Annotated in this window: 20 protein-coding genes; 14 read left to right on the plus strand and 6 right to left on the minus strand. The window is 39.9% G+C overall.

The window, feature by feature from the left end; genetic code table 11:
- Window positions 1–16 precede the first annotated feature (16 nt).
- The 3 genes from GGR22_RS06735 (at window position 17) to GGR22_RS06745 (ending at window position 2,159) form a co-directional block, all read left to right on the plus strand.
- Entirely contained in the window at window positions 17–514 is a 498-nt protein-coding gene (locus GGR22_RS06735; RefSeq protein ID WP_182493028.1) for a hypothetical protein, read from the plus strand.
- Window positions 515–613: 99 nt separating this feature from the next.
- Window positions 614–1,057, plus strand: a complete 444-nt coding sequence (locus GGR22_RS06740) for a hypothetical protein (protein WP_182493029.1) — start codon at window positions 614–616, stop codon at window positions 1,055–1,057.
- Window positions 1,058–1,172: 115 nt separating this feature from the next.
- On the plus strand, window positions 1,173–2,159 hold the full coding sequence (locus tag GGR22_RS06745) for a class I SAM-dependent methyltransferase (protein ID WP_182493030.1): 987 nt from the start codon (window positions 1,173–1,175) through the stop codon (window positions 2,157–2,159).
- A 29-nt stretch (window positions 2,160–2,188) separates the two neighbouring features.
- Here GGR22_RS06745 and GGR22_RS06750 read toward each other — a convergent pair whose 3' ends face one another.
- The gene (locus tag GGR22_RS06750; RefSeq protein ID WP_182493031.1) at window positions 2,189–3,025 is read right to left on the minus strand and encodes an NmrA family NAD(P)-binding protein; all 837 of its coding nucleotides are present in this window, start codon (window positions 3,023–3,025) and stop codon (window positions 2,189–2,191) included.
- Between the two features lie 146 nt (window positions 3,026–3,171).
- On the opposite strand from GGR22_RS06750, the gene GGR22_RS06755 reads away from it, so the two are divergent.
- From GGR22_RS06755 to GGR22_RS06785, 7 genes are all read left to right on the plus strand, one after another.
- On the plus strand, window positions 3,172–4,245 hold the full coding sequence (locus GGR22_RS06755) for a winged helix DNA-binding domain-containing protein (protein ID WP_182493032.1): 1,074 nt from the start codon (window positions 3,172–3,174) through the stop codon (window positions 4,243–4,245).
- 11 nt (window positions 4,246–4,256) lie between these two features.
- On the plus strand, window positions 4,257–5,072 hold the full coding sequence (locus GGR22_RS06760) for an alpha/beta hydrolase (protein ID WP_182493033.1): 816 nt from the start codon (window positions 4,257–4,259) through the stop codon (window positions 5,070–5,072).
- A gap of 7 nt (window positions 5,073–5,079) precedes the next feature.
- Window positions 5,080–5,700 (plus strand): FMN-binding negative transcriptional regulator, encoded by a 621-nt coding sequence (locus GGR22_RS06765; RefSeq protein WP_182493034.1) that lies wholly within the window; start codon window positions 5,080–5,082, stop codon window positions 5,698–5,700.
- A gap of 66 nt (window positions 5,701–5,766) precedes the next feature.
- Entirely contained in the window at window positions 5,767–6,615 is an 849-nt protein-coding gene (locus GGR22_RS06770) for a bifunctional helix-turn-helix domain-containing protein/methylated-DNA--[protein]-cysteine S-methyltransferase (RefSeq protein WP_182493035.1), read from the plus strand.
- A 9-nt stretch (window positions 6,616–6,624) separates the two neighbouring features.
- The gene (locus GGR22_RS06775) at window positions 6,625–7,338 is read left to right on the plus strand and encodes a 2OG-Fe(II) oxygenase (RefSeq protein WP_182493036.1); all 714 of its coding nucleotides are present in this window, start codon (window positions 6,625–6,627) and stop codon (window positions 7,336–7,338) included.
- A gap of 49 nt (window positions 7,339–7,387) precedes the next feature.
- Window positions 7,388–7,585, plus strand: coding sequence for an Ada metal-binding domain-containing protein (locus tag GGR22_RS06780; protein ID WP_317169776.1), 198 nt, complete (start codon window positions 7,388–7,390; stop codon window positions 7,583–7,585).
- Complete coding sequence (locus GGR22_RS06785; RefSeq protein WP_182493038.1) at window positions 7,572–8,174, plus strand: alpha-ketoglutarate-dependent dioxygenase AlkB family protein; 603 nt, start codon at window positions 7,572–7,574, stop codon at window positions 8,172–8,174. The genes GGR22_RS06780 and GGR22_RS06785 overlap by 14 nt, the downstream gene beginning before the upstream one ends.
- A 3-nt stretch (window positions 8,175–8,177) precedes the next feature.
- Here the strand turns inward: GGR22_RS06785 and recO are convergent, their stop codons facing one another.
- The 3 genes from recO to gdhA form a co-directional block, all read right to left on the minus strand.
- Window positions 8,178–8,891 (minus strand): DNA repair protein RecO, encoded by a 714-nt coding sequence (recO, locus tag GGR22_RS06790; RefSeq protein WP_121375593.1) that lies wholly within the window; start codon window positions 8,889–8,891, stop codon window positions 8,178–8,180.
- A 53-nt stretch (window positions 8,892–8,944) separates the two neighbouring features.
- The gene (gene porZ, locus GGR22_RS06795) at window positions 8,945–11,239 is read right to left on the minus strand and encodes a type IX secretion system anionic LPS delivery protein PorZ (RefSeq protein WP_182493039.1); all 2,295 of its coding nucleotides are present in this window, start codon (window positions 11,237–11,239) and stop codon (window positions 8,945–8,947) included.
- Window positions 11,240–11,371: 132 nt separating this feature from the next.
- Complete coding sequence (gdhA, locus tag GGR22_RS06800; protein ID WP_182493040.1) at window positions 11,372–12,715, minus strand: NADP-specific glutamate dehydrogenase; 1,344 nt, start codon at window positions 12,713–12,715, stop codon at window positions 11,372–11,374.
- A gap of 259 nt (window positions 12,716–12,974) precedes the next feature.
- Here gdhA and GGR22_RS06805 point away from each other — a divergent pair, with 259 nt between their 5' ends.
- The gene (locus GGR22_RS06805) at window positions 12,975–13,754 is read left to right on the plus strand and encodes a THC0290_0291 family protein (RefSeq protein WP_121375596.1); all 780 of its coding nucleotides are present in this window, start codon (window positions 12,975–12,977) and stop codon (window positions 13,752–13,754) included.
- Window positions 13,755–13,800: 46 nt separating this feature from the next.
- Here the strand turns inward: GGR22_RS06805 and GGR22_RS06810 are convergent, their stop codons facing one another.
- Window positions 13,801–14,946: a cystathionine gamma-synthase gene (locus tag GGR22_RS06810; RefSeq protein ID WP_182493041.1), complete on the minus strand. Its 1,146-nt coding sequence runs from the start codon at window positions 14,944–14,946 to the stop codon at window positions 13,801–13,803.
- 94 nt (window positions 14,947–15,040) lie between these two features.
- Here GGR22_RS06810 and GGR22_RS06815 point away from each other — a divergent pair, with 94 nt between their 5' ends.
- Window positions 15,041–15,811: a DUF3298 and DUF4163 domain-containing protein gene (locus tag GGR22_RS06815; protein WP_182493042.1), complete on the plus strand. Its 771-nt coding sequence runs from the start codon at window positions 15,041–15,043 to the stop codon at window positions 15,809–15,811.
- Here the strand turns inward: GGR22_RS06815 and GGR22_RS06820 are convergent, their stop codons facing one another.
- Window positions 15,812–16,267, minus strand: coding sequence for a DinB family protein (locus GGR22_RS06820; RefSeq protein WP_182493043.1), 456 nt, complete (start codon window positions 16,265–16,267; stop codon window positions 15,812–15,814).
- 71 nt (window positions 16,268–16,338) lie between these two features.
- Here GGR22_RS06820 and GGR22_RS06825 point away from each other — a divergent pair, with 71 nt between their 5' ends.
- Both GGR22_RS06825 and GGR22_RS06830 read left to right on the plus strand, forming a co-directional pair.
- Window positions 16,339–16,692 (plus strand): arsenate reductase family protein, encoded by a 354-nt coding sequence (locus tag GGR22_RS06825; protein WP_182493044.1) that lies wholly within the window; start codon window positions 16,339–16,341, stop codon window positions 16,690–16,692.
- Window positions 16,693–17,589 (plus strand): DMT family transporter, encoded by an 897-nt coding sequence (locus tag GGR22_RS06830; RefSeq protein WP_182493045.1) that lies wholly within the window; start codon window positions 16,693–16,695, stop codon window positions 17,587–17,589.
- Window positions 17,590–17,603 lie beyond the last annotated feature (14 nt).

Here is a 17,603-nt window from a genome sequence, read left to right on the forward strand (position 1 = left end):
ATACTAATCTCTAACAATGGAATTAACAGAAATAAAAGGACTTTTTGAAATGGATAGTGGCACTCCTTCGCCTACAATACTATCTAACGACAATGAATTGTTTATTACCTTCTATTCGGATGATGTGAAGAGCCTTTCATTTGAGCCTCAAGAACGCAATACAGTTTATGACTCGGGAATAATTGTTTTAAAATTCAAGATGTATCTCCATTATAACTTTGGTATCCCTGGAGATGAAACAATACATAAACATCCCTATAGTAAACTTGGGATGAGGTCATATTCATTTTATGAATTAAAAAATTCAAACTTAATTAAGGAGCTTCAAGAAATTCAAAAAGGACATGTATATTATGATGCAGACAAATGGAAAACATATAAACATTATGTTTTGACTTTTCATGATAATATGTTTGAATGTATAGCTGAAGGCTTTGAAATTAGAGAAGAGACGGCATCACTTCATAATAAAGTTAGCGTTTTGTTAAATGAGTTATCTTCAAAACATTTATAGTGTGTAGGACAAATTAGGATATAAAAGGAAGGGGGCTTTTATGATTTTGGGAATACTCTTGTTGCTTTTTAGACTCTATACGTATTCCGGATAAAAACAATGTTCACAGAAACTCAACAACAAACATTAGACATTGATTGGTTTTTTATCGCTGATGATAAAATTGGATTTGTTGCTTCTGCGGGAGTCAAACTGCCTGAATCGGTTGCTGTTTTAGATGAAAAAATCGGAATCCTTTCTTCTTATTTTAGAAATCTTCCTGAAATAACAACGGCTCACATTCATGACGAGCTTAAAGAAATAAAGAAGATTGATGAAAAGCATCTTGCTGATTTTGTCTTTATGGCAAAGAGAGGCTTATATGCCTTTGACAAGTTGGTGCTAAATAATTTTTCTGACTTGAAATACCATCTTGTAGCCAAACCCGAAACCTATTTAAGCTTAAAAGGGTTACCTACTGAAATTATTGATTTGATACATAAAACTGTTTATACGGGTGCTATTGATCTGGCCAAAGCTATAAACATAGAAGATATTAGTTAATTGTAAAACCCTTCCACAATCGGATATCTGCGACGTACTGACAATAAAATTGCCTAAAAACATCCTTTATCCTATCTTTACGCCTCATCTTCGCCTGAACCTGCAAAATGCACTTATGAGAATCCTGACATTAGACGACATCCTTGACACCTATTCCAAGATAGTCCAAAGAGGCTATGGTTTCTTTTTATCTAAATTCACCTTGAACAAAGATTCGAGGGCGATCAGCGCTTTTGATAAGTCATCGGAACAGACATCGAATTGGTGGATTATTCCGGCCGTAAACGAACGCTGGAATAGGATGGTGAGCGGCGATCCGCTTACTGACCACAAGCAGCACTTGATAAAAAATTTCCTGAAAGAAGAAAGAGGCCTTAGATTATTATCTTTAGGATCTGGAGCTTGTGAGCATGAGCTGGAACTTGCCAATTATCCCCATTTTGCCGAAATCACTTGCGTGGATATCAACCAGGCCAATCTGGATAGAGCTAAAGTCATTGCTACAAAAGAGAATAAAAACCAGATGAAATTTGTCTGTTCTAATGTGGAAGACTATTCGTTTCCGGATCATTATTTTGACCTCGTCATCTTTAACGATTCGCTGCATCATTTTAAAAATGTGGAGCATCTTCTGGCCCATCCTATCAAAAACTGCCTGAAGCCTAAAGGCAAGCTAGTCATCCATGAATATGTCGGACCGAAACGCCTGCAGTATCCTAAACATCAGCTAAAGGCCATCAACAAAGCGATCCAGCTGATTGACAAGCCTTATCGAAAAAGATACAAGACCAATATTACCAAAAATCATTATTATGGTTCCGGTGTGCTGCGGATGATTGTTGCCGATCCGTCGGAATGCGTGGACTCGAATAATATACTGCCCGGCATCCATAAAAATTTCAAGACGCTGGAAGAGAAAAAATATGGTGGCAATATATTGATGAGCGTCCTTAAAGACATTTCGCATCATTTTGTCACGCTTGACGACAAAAAAAAGGCCGTACTCGACAGCCTTTTTAAATTTGAGGATGACTACCTGAAAGAAAATCCGAGTGATTTTATTTTTGGCGTTTATGAAAAATCCGAGTCCGATACTTTATAGCTTTCCTTGTTTTTTTCTGAAAGTATTGCTTAACGTCCCTCCTGCGGAGTCCAAACGCCGCTGGCCAGTGTCTCTCTGACATATTCTGAAAAATCTTTTGGCTTTCGGCCTAAAGCCTCTTCTACTCCATGGCTGATTGAGGCGTTCCGCCCGTCTAAAATTTCGCTGAAGAGATAGGATAACAGTCCTATATAGTCTTGCGGTACGTGATATTCTTTTAGTTGAGCCGCATATTTCTGAACGGAAAGCTGTTCGTATACAATAGGTTTTCCGATGGCTGTGGCAATTTCTGAAACAGCTTCCTTAAAGCTCAACAGCCTTGGGCCTGTGACTTCGTATAACGTATTGTCATGGCCTTCTTGCGTAAGCGCCGCCACGACAACATCAGCAATATCTTCCGCATCAATAAATGGCTCTTGTATGTCGCCTGTCGGCAACGCCATATGGCCGTTCAGTATCGGCTCGAGCAGGTAGCTTTCGCTAAAGTTCTGGTTGAACCAGCTTGCCCTGATGATGGTCCATTTTAAGCCACTTTCCATGATAATCTTTTCGCAGTCTTGGGCTTCTTTTTCGCCACGGCCTGAAAGGAGCACTACTTTTTCAACGCCTGACTCTTTGGCTACTTCCGCCAGCAGCCTTATCGCATGATCGGCTCCTTGTACAGCCAAGTCTGGCTGAAAGGTGATGTAGACGCTCTGAATGTCTTGGAGCACTGCTGTCCAATTGCTTGAATCTTCCCAGTCGAATTTAGGAACTGCGGTGCGAGACCCTTTTCTTACGGATTGCCCGAGTGCTTCTAATTTCTGCACGACGCGGCTCCCTGTTTTTCCATTGGAGCCTAATACTAAAATCTGTTTTGTTTTCATTGTTCTTATTTTTAAGCAAAACTAAGTGCAAGAACAATCATTAAATAGAACAGAACCGACAGTAGTCTTCTTTTTATCAAGATGGCTTGCTATGAAAATACAGACTTCTTTTTTGTAAATTAGCTTGCCTTAACCTGATGAATCTTATGACCCAGCACGATATCGCAACATCTCGATTGCTTTCGCAACAGATTAACGAACCCAGCCTGAAATCGGCTCCTGAAATGGTTGCTTATTTCGGTGCTATCCAAGGACAGGAATACGCCCAAACCAAATGGTCGTTGGGCCTGAGAATGCCCCATCTGAAAGACAGTGACATTGAAAAGGAACTGAACGAGGGCAAGATCTTGCGAACGCATCTGCTTCGGCCGACCTGGCACTTTGTGGCTCCTAAGGATATTCGATGGATGCTGAAACTCACCGGTCCAAGGGTAGATGCCATAAATAGCTATATGTATCGGAAGATGGAACTGGACAGTGCTACTTTTAATCTCTGTAATGACATCATGGCGCGGGTTTTAGAAGGCGGAAAGCACCTTACGCGCGAAGCACTGAGCCAAGAATTCTTGAAGAATAATATTGAAGCGGAAAGCGTGCGCTTGGTCTGTATCTTGATGAAAGCCGAACTGGAAGGACTTATCTGCAGCGGTGCCCGCCAAGGCAACCAATTTACGTATGCCCTGCTTGAGGAAAGGGTTCCGCCTGCCAAAGAAATAAGCCGGGACGAAGCGCTGGTCGAACTGACCCAGCGGTATTTCTTGAGCCGCGGTCCTGCTAGTGCCAAAGATTTTGCTACTTGGTCTGGACTTACTCTTACGGACTGCAAAAAGGGAATTGAAATGACCCGAGCCAATTGGACAGAAGAAAAAATCGAATCGGAAACCTATTATTTTTCGCCAAAGGCACTTAAAAAAGAAACAAACTTTGAACAAATGCACCTGACTCCTATTTATGACGAAATGATCATGGGGTATAAAAACAGGGAAGCCTTACAACAAATCAGACATGCTGTACAGCCAGCACAAAGACTACGTTTTGACAATACGATTTTATTCGATGGACAAATTATCGGCTCTTGGAGGAGAAAAATAAAACCAAAGCTGATTGAATTCGAGTATGAATTCCTACAGCCTTTGAATAAAAAGCAAGAACTGGAATTTGAAAAGGCTATCTTGCGCTTTGAAACTTTTTATGGCCTGCCTGTAAAAACCATCCTTTAATTTTTCTATTCATGAAGCTTATCTTGACCTTATTATTTTCTGTTGCTGTTGCTGCTTTGGGCTTTTCGCAAAATTCACTGTCTAAAGACAATCTTTTTGTTTTGGGGAAAGTTGAAAAACTAGAGTCTAAAATCTTAAACGAAACCCGAACGCTGAATGTTTATATTCCTGACAGCTATGATAAAAATCCGAATGCTTCTTATCCTGTGATTTATCTGCTGGATGGTTCTGCTGATGAAGATTTTATTCATGTTACGGGACTGGTGCAGTTCCTGACCATGATCAAAAAAATGCCCGAATCGATTATTATCGGCATTGCCAATATTGATAGAAAACGGGATCTTACGTTTCCTACGACCAACGTGCAGGACAAAAAAGATTTTCCGACTTCGGGAAGTTCAGAAAAATTCTTGGCTTTTATCGAAAAAGAACTGCTGCCGTATGCTAAAAAGCAGTACCGTACCAGTACTTCTACTCTTATTGGCCAGTCGCTCGGAGGGCTTTTGGTGACGGAAGCACTGCTCAAAAAACCAGAACTGTTCAACAATTATATTATCATAAGTCCGAGCCTATGGTGGGATGACGAATCGCTGCTGCGCCAAGCGCCTGCCTTATTAGAAAAACGGAGTGCGGCAAAAATCCAAGTCTATGTTTCTGTCGGAAGCGAAGGAAAGCAGATGGAAGATGATGCCTTTCAACTGTCGGAAATACTCGCCAAGTCGAAAAACCTTCAGTCTTATTTTGTGAGAATGCCGGAAGAAAATCATCTTACGATCTTGCACAATTGCCTTTATAAAGCGTTGGAGACCTTAAACAAGCCTAAATAATCCTACCATGTATACTCCGCTGCATTACAAAAACGAAAATATTGACGAAGTCCGAGAGTTCATACAAGCAAACAGCTTTGGGATATTGATCAACCAGACCAATGGAAAGTTATGGGGCACTCATATTCCGATGGAACTGGATACGGACGAAAACGGCCGTGCTATCTTGTACAGCCATATTTCTAAAGCCAACCCGCAATGGGAAAGCTTTAGTCCTGAGGAAGAAGTACTCGCTATTTTTCAAGGACCACATAGCTATGTTTCTTCGTCATGGTATGAAAAGGAAGAGGTTCCGACTTGGAATTATATTGCCGTTCATGTGTATGGAAAAGTTGAGATTGTCGAAGGCGAAGAATTGATGGCTTCGCTGAAAAAATTAGTCGATAAGTACGAGCGCTCTTCTAAAAATCCAGTCTCCATAGAAAAACTGTCTGAAAAAACCATGAGACAGGTTCATGGGATTGTTGGTTTCAAGCTGCATATTACCGACATCCAAGCGGCTTATAAATTATCACAGACACGAAACGACACCGACTTTCATACAATCGTTAACCAGCTTGAAAACAGCCCTGATCTTATGGCAAAGGCAACAGCCGCCGCAATGAAACTGTCGAGAAAAGAAGAGTAATTCCGCAAGTTTCGGGTTTTATGCCGAATGGGATGCTCCTACCTTTGTATCATAAATTTCAAAGAAATGAATGAGCAAAATCACATCAATTATATCCGGATTGCAGAAGCAATCGAATATATCCGAGAAAATTTTAAAGGCCAGCCTAATTTAGACGAGGTCGCGGCAAAGGTACACCTGAGTCCGTTTCACTTCCAGCGTCTTTTTACGGACTGGGCAGGCGTCAGTCCTAAGAAATTCCTGCAATACATCAGCGTCGAGCACGCCAAGCAGCTCTTAAAAGAAAAAGAAGCTACTTTGTTTGATGCTACACATGAGACCGGGCTTTCCAGCACTGGAAGACTGCACGACCTGTTTATCAAGATTGAAGGAATGACCCCTGGAGAATTTAAAAACGGCGGCGAGAGTCTTTCTATAAATTACAGCTATGCCGAAAGTCCGTTTGGCAATATCATCGTCGCTTCTACTCCAAAAGGCATCTGCTATATGGCTTTTGCTGAAAATGAAGAAACAGCTACGGCCAATCTCAAAGCGCATTTCCCTAATGCTGATTTCAAGCAGAAGCTCGACCTTATCCAGCAAAATGCCTTGTATATTTTTACACACGACTGGGACAAGCTCAACCAGATCAAGCTGCATCTGAAAGGAACCGATTTCCAATTGAAAGTATGGGAAACATTGCTGAAAATTCCGATGGGCAATCTATCTACGTATGGACAGATTGCAGGAGAAATTCAAAATCCGAAAGCGTCTCGTGCGGTAGGAACCGCTATTGGCAGCAATCCTGTAGCTTTCTTGATTCCGTGCCACCGCGTCATCCAATCCAGCGGCCATTTCGGAGGCTATATGTGGGGAACGACTCGAAAAACAGCTATCATTGGCTGGGAAGCCGCGCAAATGAGTCCATCAAAATAAATAAGACCCATGGAAACCATACACGAAAAGATAGCAGCACTTGATTGGGCGTTATTGACGCATGAGATGAATGAGAAAGGTTATGCTATTATTCCCAACTTAATTACAGACGAGCAATGCAATGAGTTTATAAAAAACTATGACAATCCGAATGGCTACAGAAAAACAGTGATCATGGAACGCTATCGCTTTGGCTTGGGAGAATATAAATATTTTGATTATCCATTGCCTGATCTGATCCAAAACTTACGCGAAAGCCTTTATCCTAAATTAGCGCCAATTGCCAATCTATGGATGAAGGTCTTGAATAGTACTACTCGTTTTCCTAGCACGTTTAAAGAGCTGCAAACGCTCTGTCATGCTAACAACCAGCTAAAACCAACCGTGCTGATCTTGAAATACGGAAAGGGCGGATACAATACTTTACATCAAGATTTGTATGGCGATATTTTTTTCCCAATGCAGACGGTACTTTTCTTGAACAATCCCGATGAAGATTATACTGGCGGCGAATTTGTCTTGACGCAACAGACACCCAGAGCCCAGTCTAAAGCCATTGTCTTGAAACCTAAGAAAGGTGATGTACTATTGTTTACTACCAACTTTAGGCCCGTGAAAGGGACAAAAGGGTATTATCGCGTAAACATGAAACATGGGGTGAGCGAGCTGCATTCGGGCAAAAGACATACTCTTGGAATTATTTTTCACGATGCCTTGAGTTAATATGATTAAGCATAGCGAAATAACGGATGTTGCCCTTAAAACGAAAATTTTGAGAAAGGAAATCGTTTTGGGTGGCAATCAAAAATTAAAAATTTACGGTACATTGCGCTGTACTTCCGGAAAGAGGCTGAAACGCGAAAACCGCGTATTTTTTGGCTCTGAAGAAGAAGCGTTTCAAAAGGATTATAGACCTTGCGGACACTGCCTTGCGGAAAAATACAAAATCTGGAAAAATGGACTTATTTAATAACGATATCGAAACCAACCGACTGCCTTATGACGGTACCGTGATTTATTACGGAAAAGTCCTAAAGCATGACGAAGCGCAACATTATCTCGAAAAGCTTCTTGAGACTATTGAGTGGAAACATGACGAGGCCACCATCTTTGGAAAACGAATTACCACGAAACGAAAGGTAGCTTGGTATGGCGACAGCGATTATCTGTATACGTATTCGAATACCACAAAACAGGCACTTCCTTGGACAAAAGAGCTTTTGGAATTGAAAACGCTGGCAGAAGAAATTTCGGGAACGGTTTTTAATTCCTGCCTTCTGAATCTGTATCACGATGGCAGCGAAGGAATGGCCTATCATAGCGATGATGAAAAATCCTTAGGTCAAAATACGACGATTGGGTCTATGAGTTTTGGTGCAGAACGAAAATTTTTATTTAAGCACAAGCAGACAAAAGACACCATCACTCTTCAACTGGAACACGGAAGCCTGCTGGTTATGAAAGACGAAACTCAGAGCCATTGGCTTCATCGGCTGCCGCCCAGCAAAAAAGTAAGTAAACCGAGAGTGAATCTTACGTTTAGGACGATTGTTTTGTAAGGCCTACGAAAAAACTTCTTTGAGCACTTCTAAGGATTTTGGCTTTCTGAAACCGTCGAGATGGAAACTGTAGTAATCAAGAATAATCTTTAGCAACTGTTGTCTTTCTTTTCCGTTAAAGACCTGCTGGTTGCTGTCAAAACGCAGTGCCAATAATTTCCTGAACAGAGCCGTTTCTTCTCCAGAAAGGCAAGATAGCGACTGGAAAGGCGTAAAAACACCTTCTGTCATTTCAAAAAACGGGTAGTCATTAGTGGAACTGTCTGGGTAAAATCCAAGGAATTTGGTAATCTCTAACAGGAGAATCAGATGGAAATTGGCGATCTCGTCATGGCTGTCGAGCCATAAAAGGGCCGTCTCGAGGAAATGAAACAAGTCTTCGTTTTTTTCTTCTTCTCGGATGCTGTGATGCAGCATTTCGGAAAGAAAAATAATTATGGTGCTTTTTACGATATCGATGTGGATGGTATGATAGGCGGCAAAAAGCTTGATTTCTTTAAAATTCTCCAGCGTTCCTTTATTTTTATGGACGGCTTCGATCTCAAGAATATTTAGGGGTTGGAAATAGGCAATTTTCTGTCTGTTGTTTTTCCCAGAAAAGGCGTTGTGGACAAAATAAGACTTCAGACCATCAGTCTCAGTAAAGCATTTTACGATAAGGCTTTTCTCTTGGTATTTGAGCGCACTGATAACTATTGCTTTGGTCTTGACTAGCATTTAATTACGAATTTGGAATTATGAATTATGAAATTTCAATCGTAATTCGTAATTTATCTTATTATCATCACTTTTTTCACCTTGGTTTCGGTACCGTCTTTGGAAGCGATAAATACCATATAAACTCCTGAAGCGACCCTGTATTTTCCGAATGCCTTAGTGTCCCATTCTATGGTTCCGCCTTCGGAAGTAGTTTCATACACTAAGTTTCCTTCGATATCCGTGATCTTGATGTTGGCATCGTCAATCAGACCGCTGATTTTTACGGTTCCGGTAAATTCTGGCCTTACAGGATTCGGGTAAATATATACCTGCGAAAGGTCGTCATTTTCTTTTGTAGAAGTTCCTTTAAAAGAAACTAGACCTGCCGTAGTCGCAAAAAATACTTCTCCTGTCTCGCCGTTGATATCGATATCATTAATCGAATTGCTAGGCAGCGGAGAGTTTTCTCTTGTAAATCTATGTAATGTTTCTTGTCCGTTAGGAGAAAGCAAAAACACACCAGAATCCGCTGTCCCGATCCATTTGTTGTTGGCTCCATCAACTACAATATCTGTAATGAACTGCTCGTATAAAAGTTCTTGCGGAAGTCCATCGTCAATAATTATTATCGGATTGGTTTCCAGGTTGTCTTCGCTCATAAAACGATCTATACTAGGCAAAATTCGCAAGCCTTGCATGGTACCGATCCAAAGCTGATTTCTGTTATCTACAGCTACGGCTATCGCATTTTTTATAAGCGGATTTCCGGCATCTTCATCAGAAGCTGCCAACTTGAATTTTGGCGTAACGTTTTCATTAAAACCAATAACTCCATTTATGGAAGACACAAACCATTTTGTTCCGTTCTTATCAATCACCATGCGCCCGTAATCTTGTTCTAAAAAATTAGTGGCAAAACCGTCAATTGAAAAAGATTCCCAAGAGCCATTTGTTTTCAATACTTTCATGGCATTTTCAATCCTAGTATTATTAAACCATAAATTTCCAGACCTGTCAAAAGCTGCACCATTGATTCGGACCGATTTATAATTCGGATCTGGAGCAAAGAAAAGAGACTCTGGTCCATTTTGAGTCGTATGGTCGTAACGGGCGACAACTGCGTCATTTTCAATTTTTAAGATTCCTGAATGGAATGAGCTTATGTAGACCTGATTTTCATTAGTTGGATTTACGGTAATCCTAGAAAGCGAATTGGCTCCCAAAACTTCACTAAAAGGTATGTTTAGCCAGCCGTTTTCTGAAAATTTACTGACCCCATTCGTACTCAAATCGGGAACATAAAACACGTTATAACCTCCGTACACTGCCCAAAGCTTATTGGATGGCGTGGTCTGTATCGCAAATATGTTGTTTCTCGCTGGGCCGTCGGGTTTGATGACTTGAAATGTAGTCGTATTTAAGAGCGAAGCCGTAATTATGCCGTTTTCTTTAGTACCGATATAAAAATCACCACCAACAATGGTTGCGCAATTAAAAGCCGCAGTCATGTTTGGAATGCTGGTACTGACGATGTGTGCTGTCTGCGAAAAAGTCTGGTTATAGGAATAGATATGATTGACCGTTGTTACAACTAGATTATCTTGATAAGACCTGATATCAATTCCTGGCTGCACAAGACTTGTCATGGTCGTAAAAGCGCCGCCTGTATGCCGAGCGACTCTGTTTGCGCTTACCGCTACAATTTGATTATTGTGTGTTACGATTCCTGTCCAAACACCAGCATCAAAAGTCTGCCATTGGCTAAAATCATTAAGGTTCGGGTTCGACAAATCGGCTCTCCTGATGCCGCTTTCTGCCGTGGCTACATATATAAAGTTATTTAATACTGTTGATTGGTATACTTTGACTTCTTCTCCGGCAGGGCCAAGCAGATAGGTATCGCCAAAACCAAGCGTTGCCAAATCGTATTGCACAAGGCCAAAATCACAAGAAATGTAAAGCTTTCCTTCGTGCTCATAAAAATGATTGATTCTTTTCCTATTCGGCGTCAGCCCGGCTTGGTCTCGAATTCCGGGAACAATTAATATGTTTCCGGTACTTTCGCTTAGGATAAGCATCAATCCATTTGCATGGCCAATAATTGTCTTATTGAAGGCTTGGCTGTAATAAATGGCCGTAATATCTTGTCCGGAAAGTCCATCGATTGTCGTAATCGTCTTCAGCTCATTCGTTGCTAGATTTTTGGAGAACATTGTCTTTAGGGTCGAACCTGTAATTTTTGTGGTGGATTCGGCCAAATCATTTACTTCGTTATAGGAAAAATAGCCCTTCCATAACTGATTGTTCTGGGCAAAAGTGATTTGTATAAAGAAAGAAAAAAGAAAAATTAAGAAATGCTTTTTCATTATCGATTAGGAATTGCATACAAATATAATACAAACGGATTTATTTCTCTTTTCATATATTCTTATGGCTGAAATAGACAAAAAAAATGCTCTCGAAATCGAGAGCATTTTTGAATTATCTTACAGATTGTATTATACGACTCCTTGCGCTAGCATTGCATCGGCAACTTTTACGAAACCTGCAATGTTTGCTCCTTTCACGTAATCAACATATCCTGTTCCATCAGAACCATATTTTACACATGATGTGTGGATATCAAGCATGATTCTTTTTAATCTTTCGTCAACTTCTTCAGAAGTCCAGCTTAATCTCAATGAGTTTTGAGACATTTCAAGACCTGAAGTCGCTACTCCACCAGCATTCGATGCTTTTCCTGGAGCGAAAAGAATTTTAGCGTGTTGGAAAACTTCAACAGCTTCTGGAGTTGACGGCATGTTAGCACCTTCAGCTACACAGATGCATCCGTTAGCTACCAACAATTTTGCTTCTGCACCATCCAACTCGTTTTGAGTTGCACATGGCAAAGCGATGTCGCATTTCACTTCCCAAGGACGTTTTCCTGCTACATATTTTGCGTTTGGATATTTTTTAGTGTATTCGCTGATTCTTGCGTAATCTACGTTTTTGATTTGCATTACGTACGCTAGTTTTTCAGCATCAATTCCGTCAGCGTCATAGATATAACCTGCAGAATCTGATAATGTAACTACTTTACCGCCCAATTGTGTTGCTTTTTCAGCCGCATATTGCGCTACGTTTCCAGAACCAGAAATCACTACAGTTTTGCCTTCAAAGTTTTGTCCTTTTGTTTGAAGCATGCTTTGTGCGAAATATACATCGCCATACCCTGTAGCTTCAGGACGGATCAATGAACCTCCGAAAGAGATTCCTTTTCCTGTCAAAACTCCTGTAAATTCGTTTCTTAATCTTTTGTATTGGCCAAACATGTACCCTACTTCTCTTCCTCCAACGCCGATATCTCCAGCTGGAACGTCGGTATTTCCACCGATATGTTTAGACAATTCTGTCATGAACGCTTGGCAGAATTTCATGATTTCGTTGTCTGATTTTCCTTTCGGGTCAAAATCAGCACCACCTTTTCCACCGCCCATTGGCAATGTAGTCAAACTGTTTTTGAAAGTCTGCTCGAAAGCAAGGAATTTCAAGATGCTCAAGTTTACAGAAGGATGGAAACGGATCCCTCCTTTGTATGGTCCGATAGCTGAGTTCATCTGGATTCTGTATCCACGATTTACTTGAGTATTTCCCGCATCGTCAATCCAAGTTACCCTGAACATAATTACGCGTTCTGCCTCAACCATTCTTTCCAAAAGCATCTTGTTTTGGTATTTTTTATTTTCTTCGATAAAAGGAATTACAGTTTCTGCAACTTCTTTTACAGCCTGTAAAAACTCAGGCTCATTAGGATTTCTCTTAGCAACTGCTTCAACAAAAGAGTTAATACTTTCTGTCATGATTATTAAGTTATTAACGTTTATGAAAACGTTTTCGTTTGATGGCACAAAGATACATCTTATAGAAATATTTGGAGTTTTTTTTTTGATTTCTCAATAGATTTATTTTTTTGTTAGGAAATCTTAATCAATTTTGTTTTTAGTGTGGTGTTTTTAAAGTTTTTATGATATTTTTTGAAGCAAAAAACTATTTTTCTTTTTTTTTTCTAAGTGCATGATGTTTTTATATATTTGTCTGAAATTATTTAAATATAATCAGATGCCCAGAATCTATTTTTTAATTCTAGCATTGGCTTTTGGAGGGCTAAATGCTGCTTTTGCTCAATTTGGTTTTTCGCATGAAATTGGAGTAATTGTGGGACCTGTAGCAATGCAGTCTGACTATGGCGAACGCCATGATTTAAGCACCAACGCTGGGAATACGGGTTTTGGCATCGGACTTGTCCACTATCTTAATTTTTCTTACAAGGCAGAATGTAACTGTTATACTCCGGAAACTTATTTCAACGACCATTTCAAGGTAAGAACAGAATTATCATACAGCAAAACCAATCTGCAGCATTTTGGAAAATGGGTTGAAGACAGCAGGACTTCGGTAACTGCTGAGCAATTGAGAAATATGAGAGGTAGCACTGCAATCACGAATATCGGAATGCAACTAGAATATTTCCCACTCAGCATTAGAGATTTTACGGCAACTACAGGAAGCTGGGCGCCTTTTGTAAGCCTAGGAGCTCAATTTAGCCATTACAATCCTGAGGCTTCGTCTACGACGGGACCACTGACTGTCATCAATACTCCTATAAAATACCGTGATGCTTTTACGAATGATTCTGGAACTGTATGGTCTGTCGTTAGTAGTGTTGGAACACGATATAAATTAAACGAAATGTCTGATTTGATGTTGGACTTGAGATTCCAATATTATTTTTCGGACTGGGTAGACGGACTGCGACCAAATCCAGACCGTTATTCTGAAAACAAGGCCAATGATTGGCTGATATGGCTGAATGTAGGCTATATTTATTACTTGAACTAATAGAACAAACATAAAAAAAGCCCCGATTGAATCGGGACTTTTTGTTTTATTGCAATGCTTGTTTTAAATCTTCTATCAAATCATCGATGTCTTCGACACCAACGCTCAATCGAACCAAGTCATCTGTGATTCCTATTTCTTTTCTCTTGTCTTCCGGAATTGAAGCATGTGTCATTAACGCGGGGTGGTTTGCCAATGATTCTACGCCTCCTAAAGATTCAGCGAGTGTAAATACCTGCAATTTTTCTAGGAAACTAATCGCGTCTTCTTTTTTGCCTGATTCAAAGGTGAAAGACACCATTCCTCCAAAGCCATTTTTCATTTGCTTTTTGGCAATTTCATGAAACGGATGCGATTCTAATCCTGGATAATAAACCGTTTTTACTTTTGGATGATTATTCAGGAATTCTGTAACCTTTGCTCCATTTTCGCAATGTCTCTGAACTCTTAAATGCAACGTCTTGATTCCTCTTAAAACCAAGAAAGAATCTTGTGGGCCAAGCGTTGCTCCTGTCGCAAATTGTTGGAAATGCAATTGCTCTCCTAAGGCTTCGTCTTTTACGATCAAGGCTCCGGCAATAACATCGGAATGTCCGCCCAAGTATTTTGTAGCAGAATGCATGACAATATCCGCTCCCAAATCCAATGGTTTTTGCAAGTAGGGCGTTGCAAAAGTATTATCGACAGCAAAAAGCAATTTTTTCTCTTTTGTGATATTGGCAATCGCTTCGATATCTGCCAATTTCATCAACGGGTTTGTAGGTGTTTCCACCCATACCAATTTGGTGTTTTCGTTAATCAGCGACTTGAATTTCTCCAGATCGTTCATATCTACAAAATGGAACTTGATACCAGAATCTTTATAAATTCTAGTAAACATTCTGTAAGTTCCGCCGTATAAATCGTCCATTGCAATCACTTCGTCGCCTGCCTTGAAAGATCTCAAAACGCAGTCTGTAGCCGCCAATCCAGATGAAAAAGCCAGTCCTTTTGTTCCGTTTTCAATACTAGCCAAAGCATTTTCTAAGGCTGTACGTGTCGGGTTTGAAGCTCTGCTGTATTCATAATCTCCAATAGGCTGCCCTGGGCTTGACTGTACGAAGGTCGAAGTTTGATAAACAGGAGGCATGACGGCGCCCGTACTCGGGTCGTGATGCTGTCCTCCGTGGATCACTTTAGTGTTAAATTTCATATAAATGATTATTTAAGTATCAATATTTTGGACAAATTTACCTTTTAATTTTATTCTAAAAACGCTATATTTATAAATAATTAACAAAGCTGTCATGAAACGTATCGTATTATTCCTCGCACTATCGCTCGCTTTTGCAAGCTGTCAAAAAGACAAGAAAGATGGATCTGAATTGAAAGCAGTTGATTTCCAATCGAAAACTTTCGAAAAGAAGACAACATTGCCTTGCAAGAGAGATATCTGTGCCGAAGTAAAAATTACGGTTCCGGAAGCTTCTAACATTCCTGTAGTGGCCGACAGCATCAATAAGAAAATTTTCAATACGGTTCGCGGCATCGTTTATTTTGGCGAAAAACCTTATAACGGAAAAACTTATGAAGAAATCATGGCCTCGTTTATCAATTCTTATGAAGAACTGAAGAAAGAATTTCCAGACGAAACTTTAGGCTGGGAAGCAAAAGTAGATGCAAAAGTGGATTATACTTCTGACAAAGTCTTGAATATAAAATTGCACCATTATACCTATACTGGCGGTGCCCATGGCTACGAAGGAAACCGTTCCTTGCTGTTTAATCCTGAAACGGGAAAAGAGCTGACACGAAAAGATTTCCTGAAAGACGAAGCTGGCTTTAAATCTTTTGCTGAAAAAGAATTCCGAAAAAAATATAAAATTCCGGCCGGGCCTATCAACGCTACAGGGCTCATGTTTGAAAACGAAGTTTTTGACCTGCCACAAACTATCTTCTTTACTAAAAATGGACTGTTACTGTATTATAACACCTATGAAGTTGCTTCGTATGCGGATGGCCCGAAAGAATTATTGCTGCCTTACGACCAATTGACCAATTATTTGTTGATCAAATAATTACAAAAACTTCTTGATTGACATCATCATGCCTAAGTGCATTGCTTCATGGTAATAATTATAGGCAATGGCTCCTTCTGCGTTTCGAATCGTAAATCCTTGGTTGTTCGTAAACTGATGGTAGTTTTTAAAAATCTGATTCTCGAAATCGGTTTTGGTCTGGTTGATGGTTTCAAAAAGCAATCCCTTAATTTCATCGACTTCTTTTTGCGTAACATCTGCTTCTGGCCTGGTTCCTTTTTGGTATTTCAAAATCATCTCATCCGAAACCATTGTCGGAAGTCCTGATAATTTATACACCAATAATTGCTGTACGACAATGATATGGGCTATATTCCAAATTAAGTTGTTGTTGAAACCATCCGGAACCTTGTTTAGTTGTTCCAAAGAATAATTTTGCAGGTAGTTTTCGAGAACCTTTCTGCTTTGTGTTGTGATATCAAATGCTTCGTGCATGTTTTTTTTGATAAAAATACATCTTTTTCGCCATAAATAAATTTTCTTTGCGTCACTTAAACTTCACAAAGATGAACAACAGAATATATTATCTAGCCTCTTGCGATACGTGTCGAAAAATCATAAAGTCGCTTCCGAATACCGACAAATTGGAATTTCACGATATCCGTCAAAATCCGATTACCGCAGCAGAACTGGATGAAATGTATAAACTTTCAGGAAGCTATGAAGCGCTATTCAGCAAAAAAGCGCAGCTTTATAAATCTTTGGACTTGAAAAACAAAAACCTAAAAGAGCTAGATTTCAAAAAATATCTTTTGGAGCATTATACTTTCTTAAGCCGTCCTGTTTTTATTATCGACGGAAAAATCTACATCGGCAACAGCCAAAAGAACATTCTTGAAGTAGCCAAAGCGCTTTCTTAAATGTCTACACGAAATTGGGCCCTACTCGGTGCCTTGATGGTTTCCATCATTTATGGAGTGACGTTTACGATTGCCAAAGACGTAATGCCGGAATTTATTAAACCTTTCGGATTTATTGTCTTGAGAGTTGGCGGTTCCGCTCTTTTGTTTTGGCTGGTCGCGCTTTTTATTAAAGCAGAAAAAATTGCGCTGAATGATTTTCCGAGGATTATTGCTTCCGCTTTCTTTGGTGTGGCTCTTAATATGCTTACGTTTTTTGAAGGATTGAGCCTTACTTCGCCTATTATGGCTTCTGTAATCATGGTTACGACGCCTATGATTGTCTTGGTATTGTCTGCCATTATCATGAAGGAAAAAATCCTCAAATGGAAGGCTTTTGGAATCGTATTAGGATTAGCCGGAACTGTCTTGCTAATTCTATATGGAAAAAGCATCGGCAATGCCTCGAATGCCATGTGGGGAAACTTTTTGGTTTTTGTCAATGCCGTTTCCTATGGCTTTTACCTGATTATTGTCAAAAAGCTGATGGAAAAATACAATGCCTTTTCCTTCGTCAAATGGATCTATCTGTTTGGATTTATCATGGTATTACCTTTCGGATGGAAGCAGGTGCAGGAAATACAATGGGAGATTATTCCAACGTCTATTTATGCCAAAATACTATTTGTCGTAGTAATTTCAACATTCCTTACCTACCTGTTGAATCTTTTGTCTATGAAAGAACTAAAGCCTACTATTGTTGCCGTTTTTATCTACCTTCAGCCCTTTTTTGCAACTGTATTCGCTATCGGTTTGGGAAAAGACGAATTGAGCTTCGTAAAAATCATTTCGGCTACTATGATCTTTTTAGGAGTCTATTTGGTCACGCAAAAGAAAAAACAGTTCTCAAGCAGTTGATTCCTGCTGTTTTG

Origin of the sequence: Flavobacterium gossypii (genome assembly GCF_014138495.1) — a bacterium.
In the GTDB taxonomy this organism is placed as follows: Bacteria; Bacteroidota; Bacteroidia; order Flavobacteriales; family Flavobacteriaceae; genus Flavobacterium; species Flavobacterium endophyticum.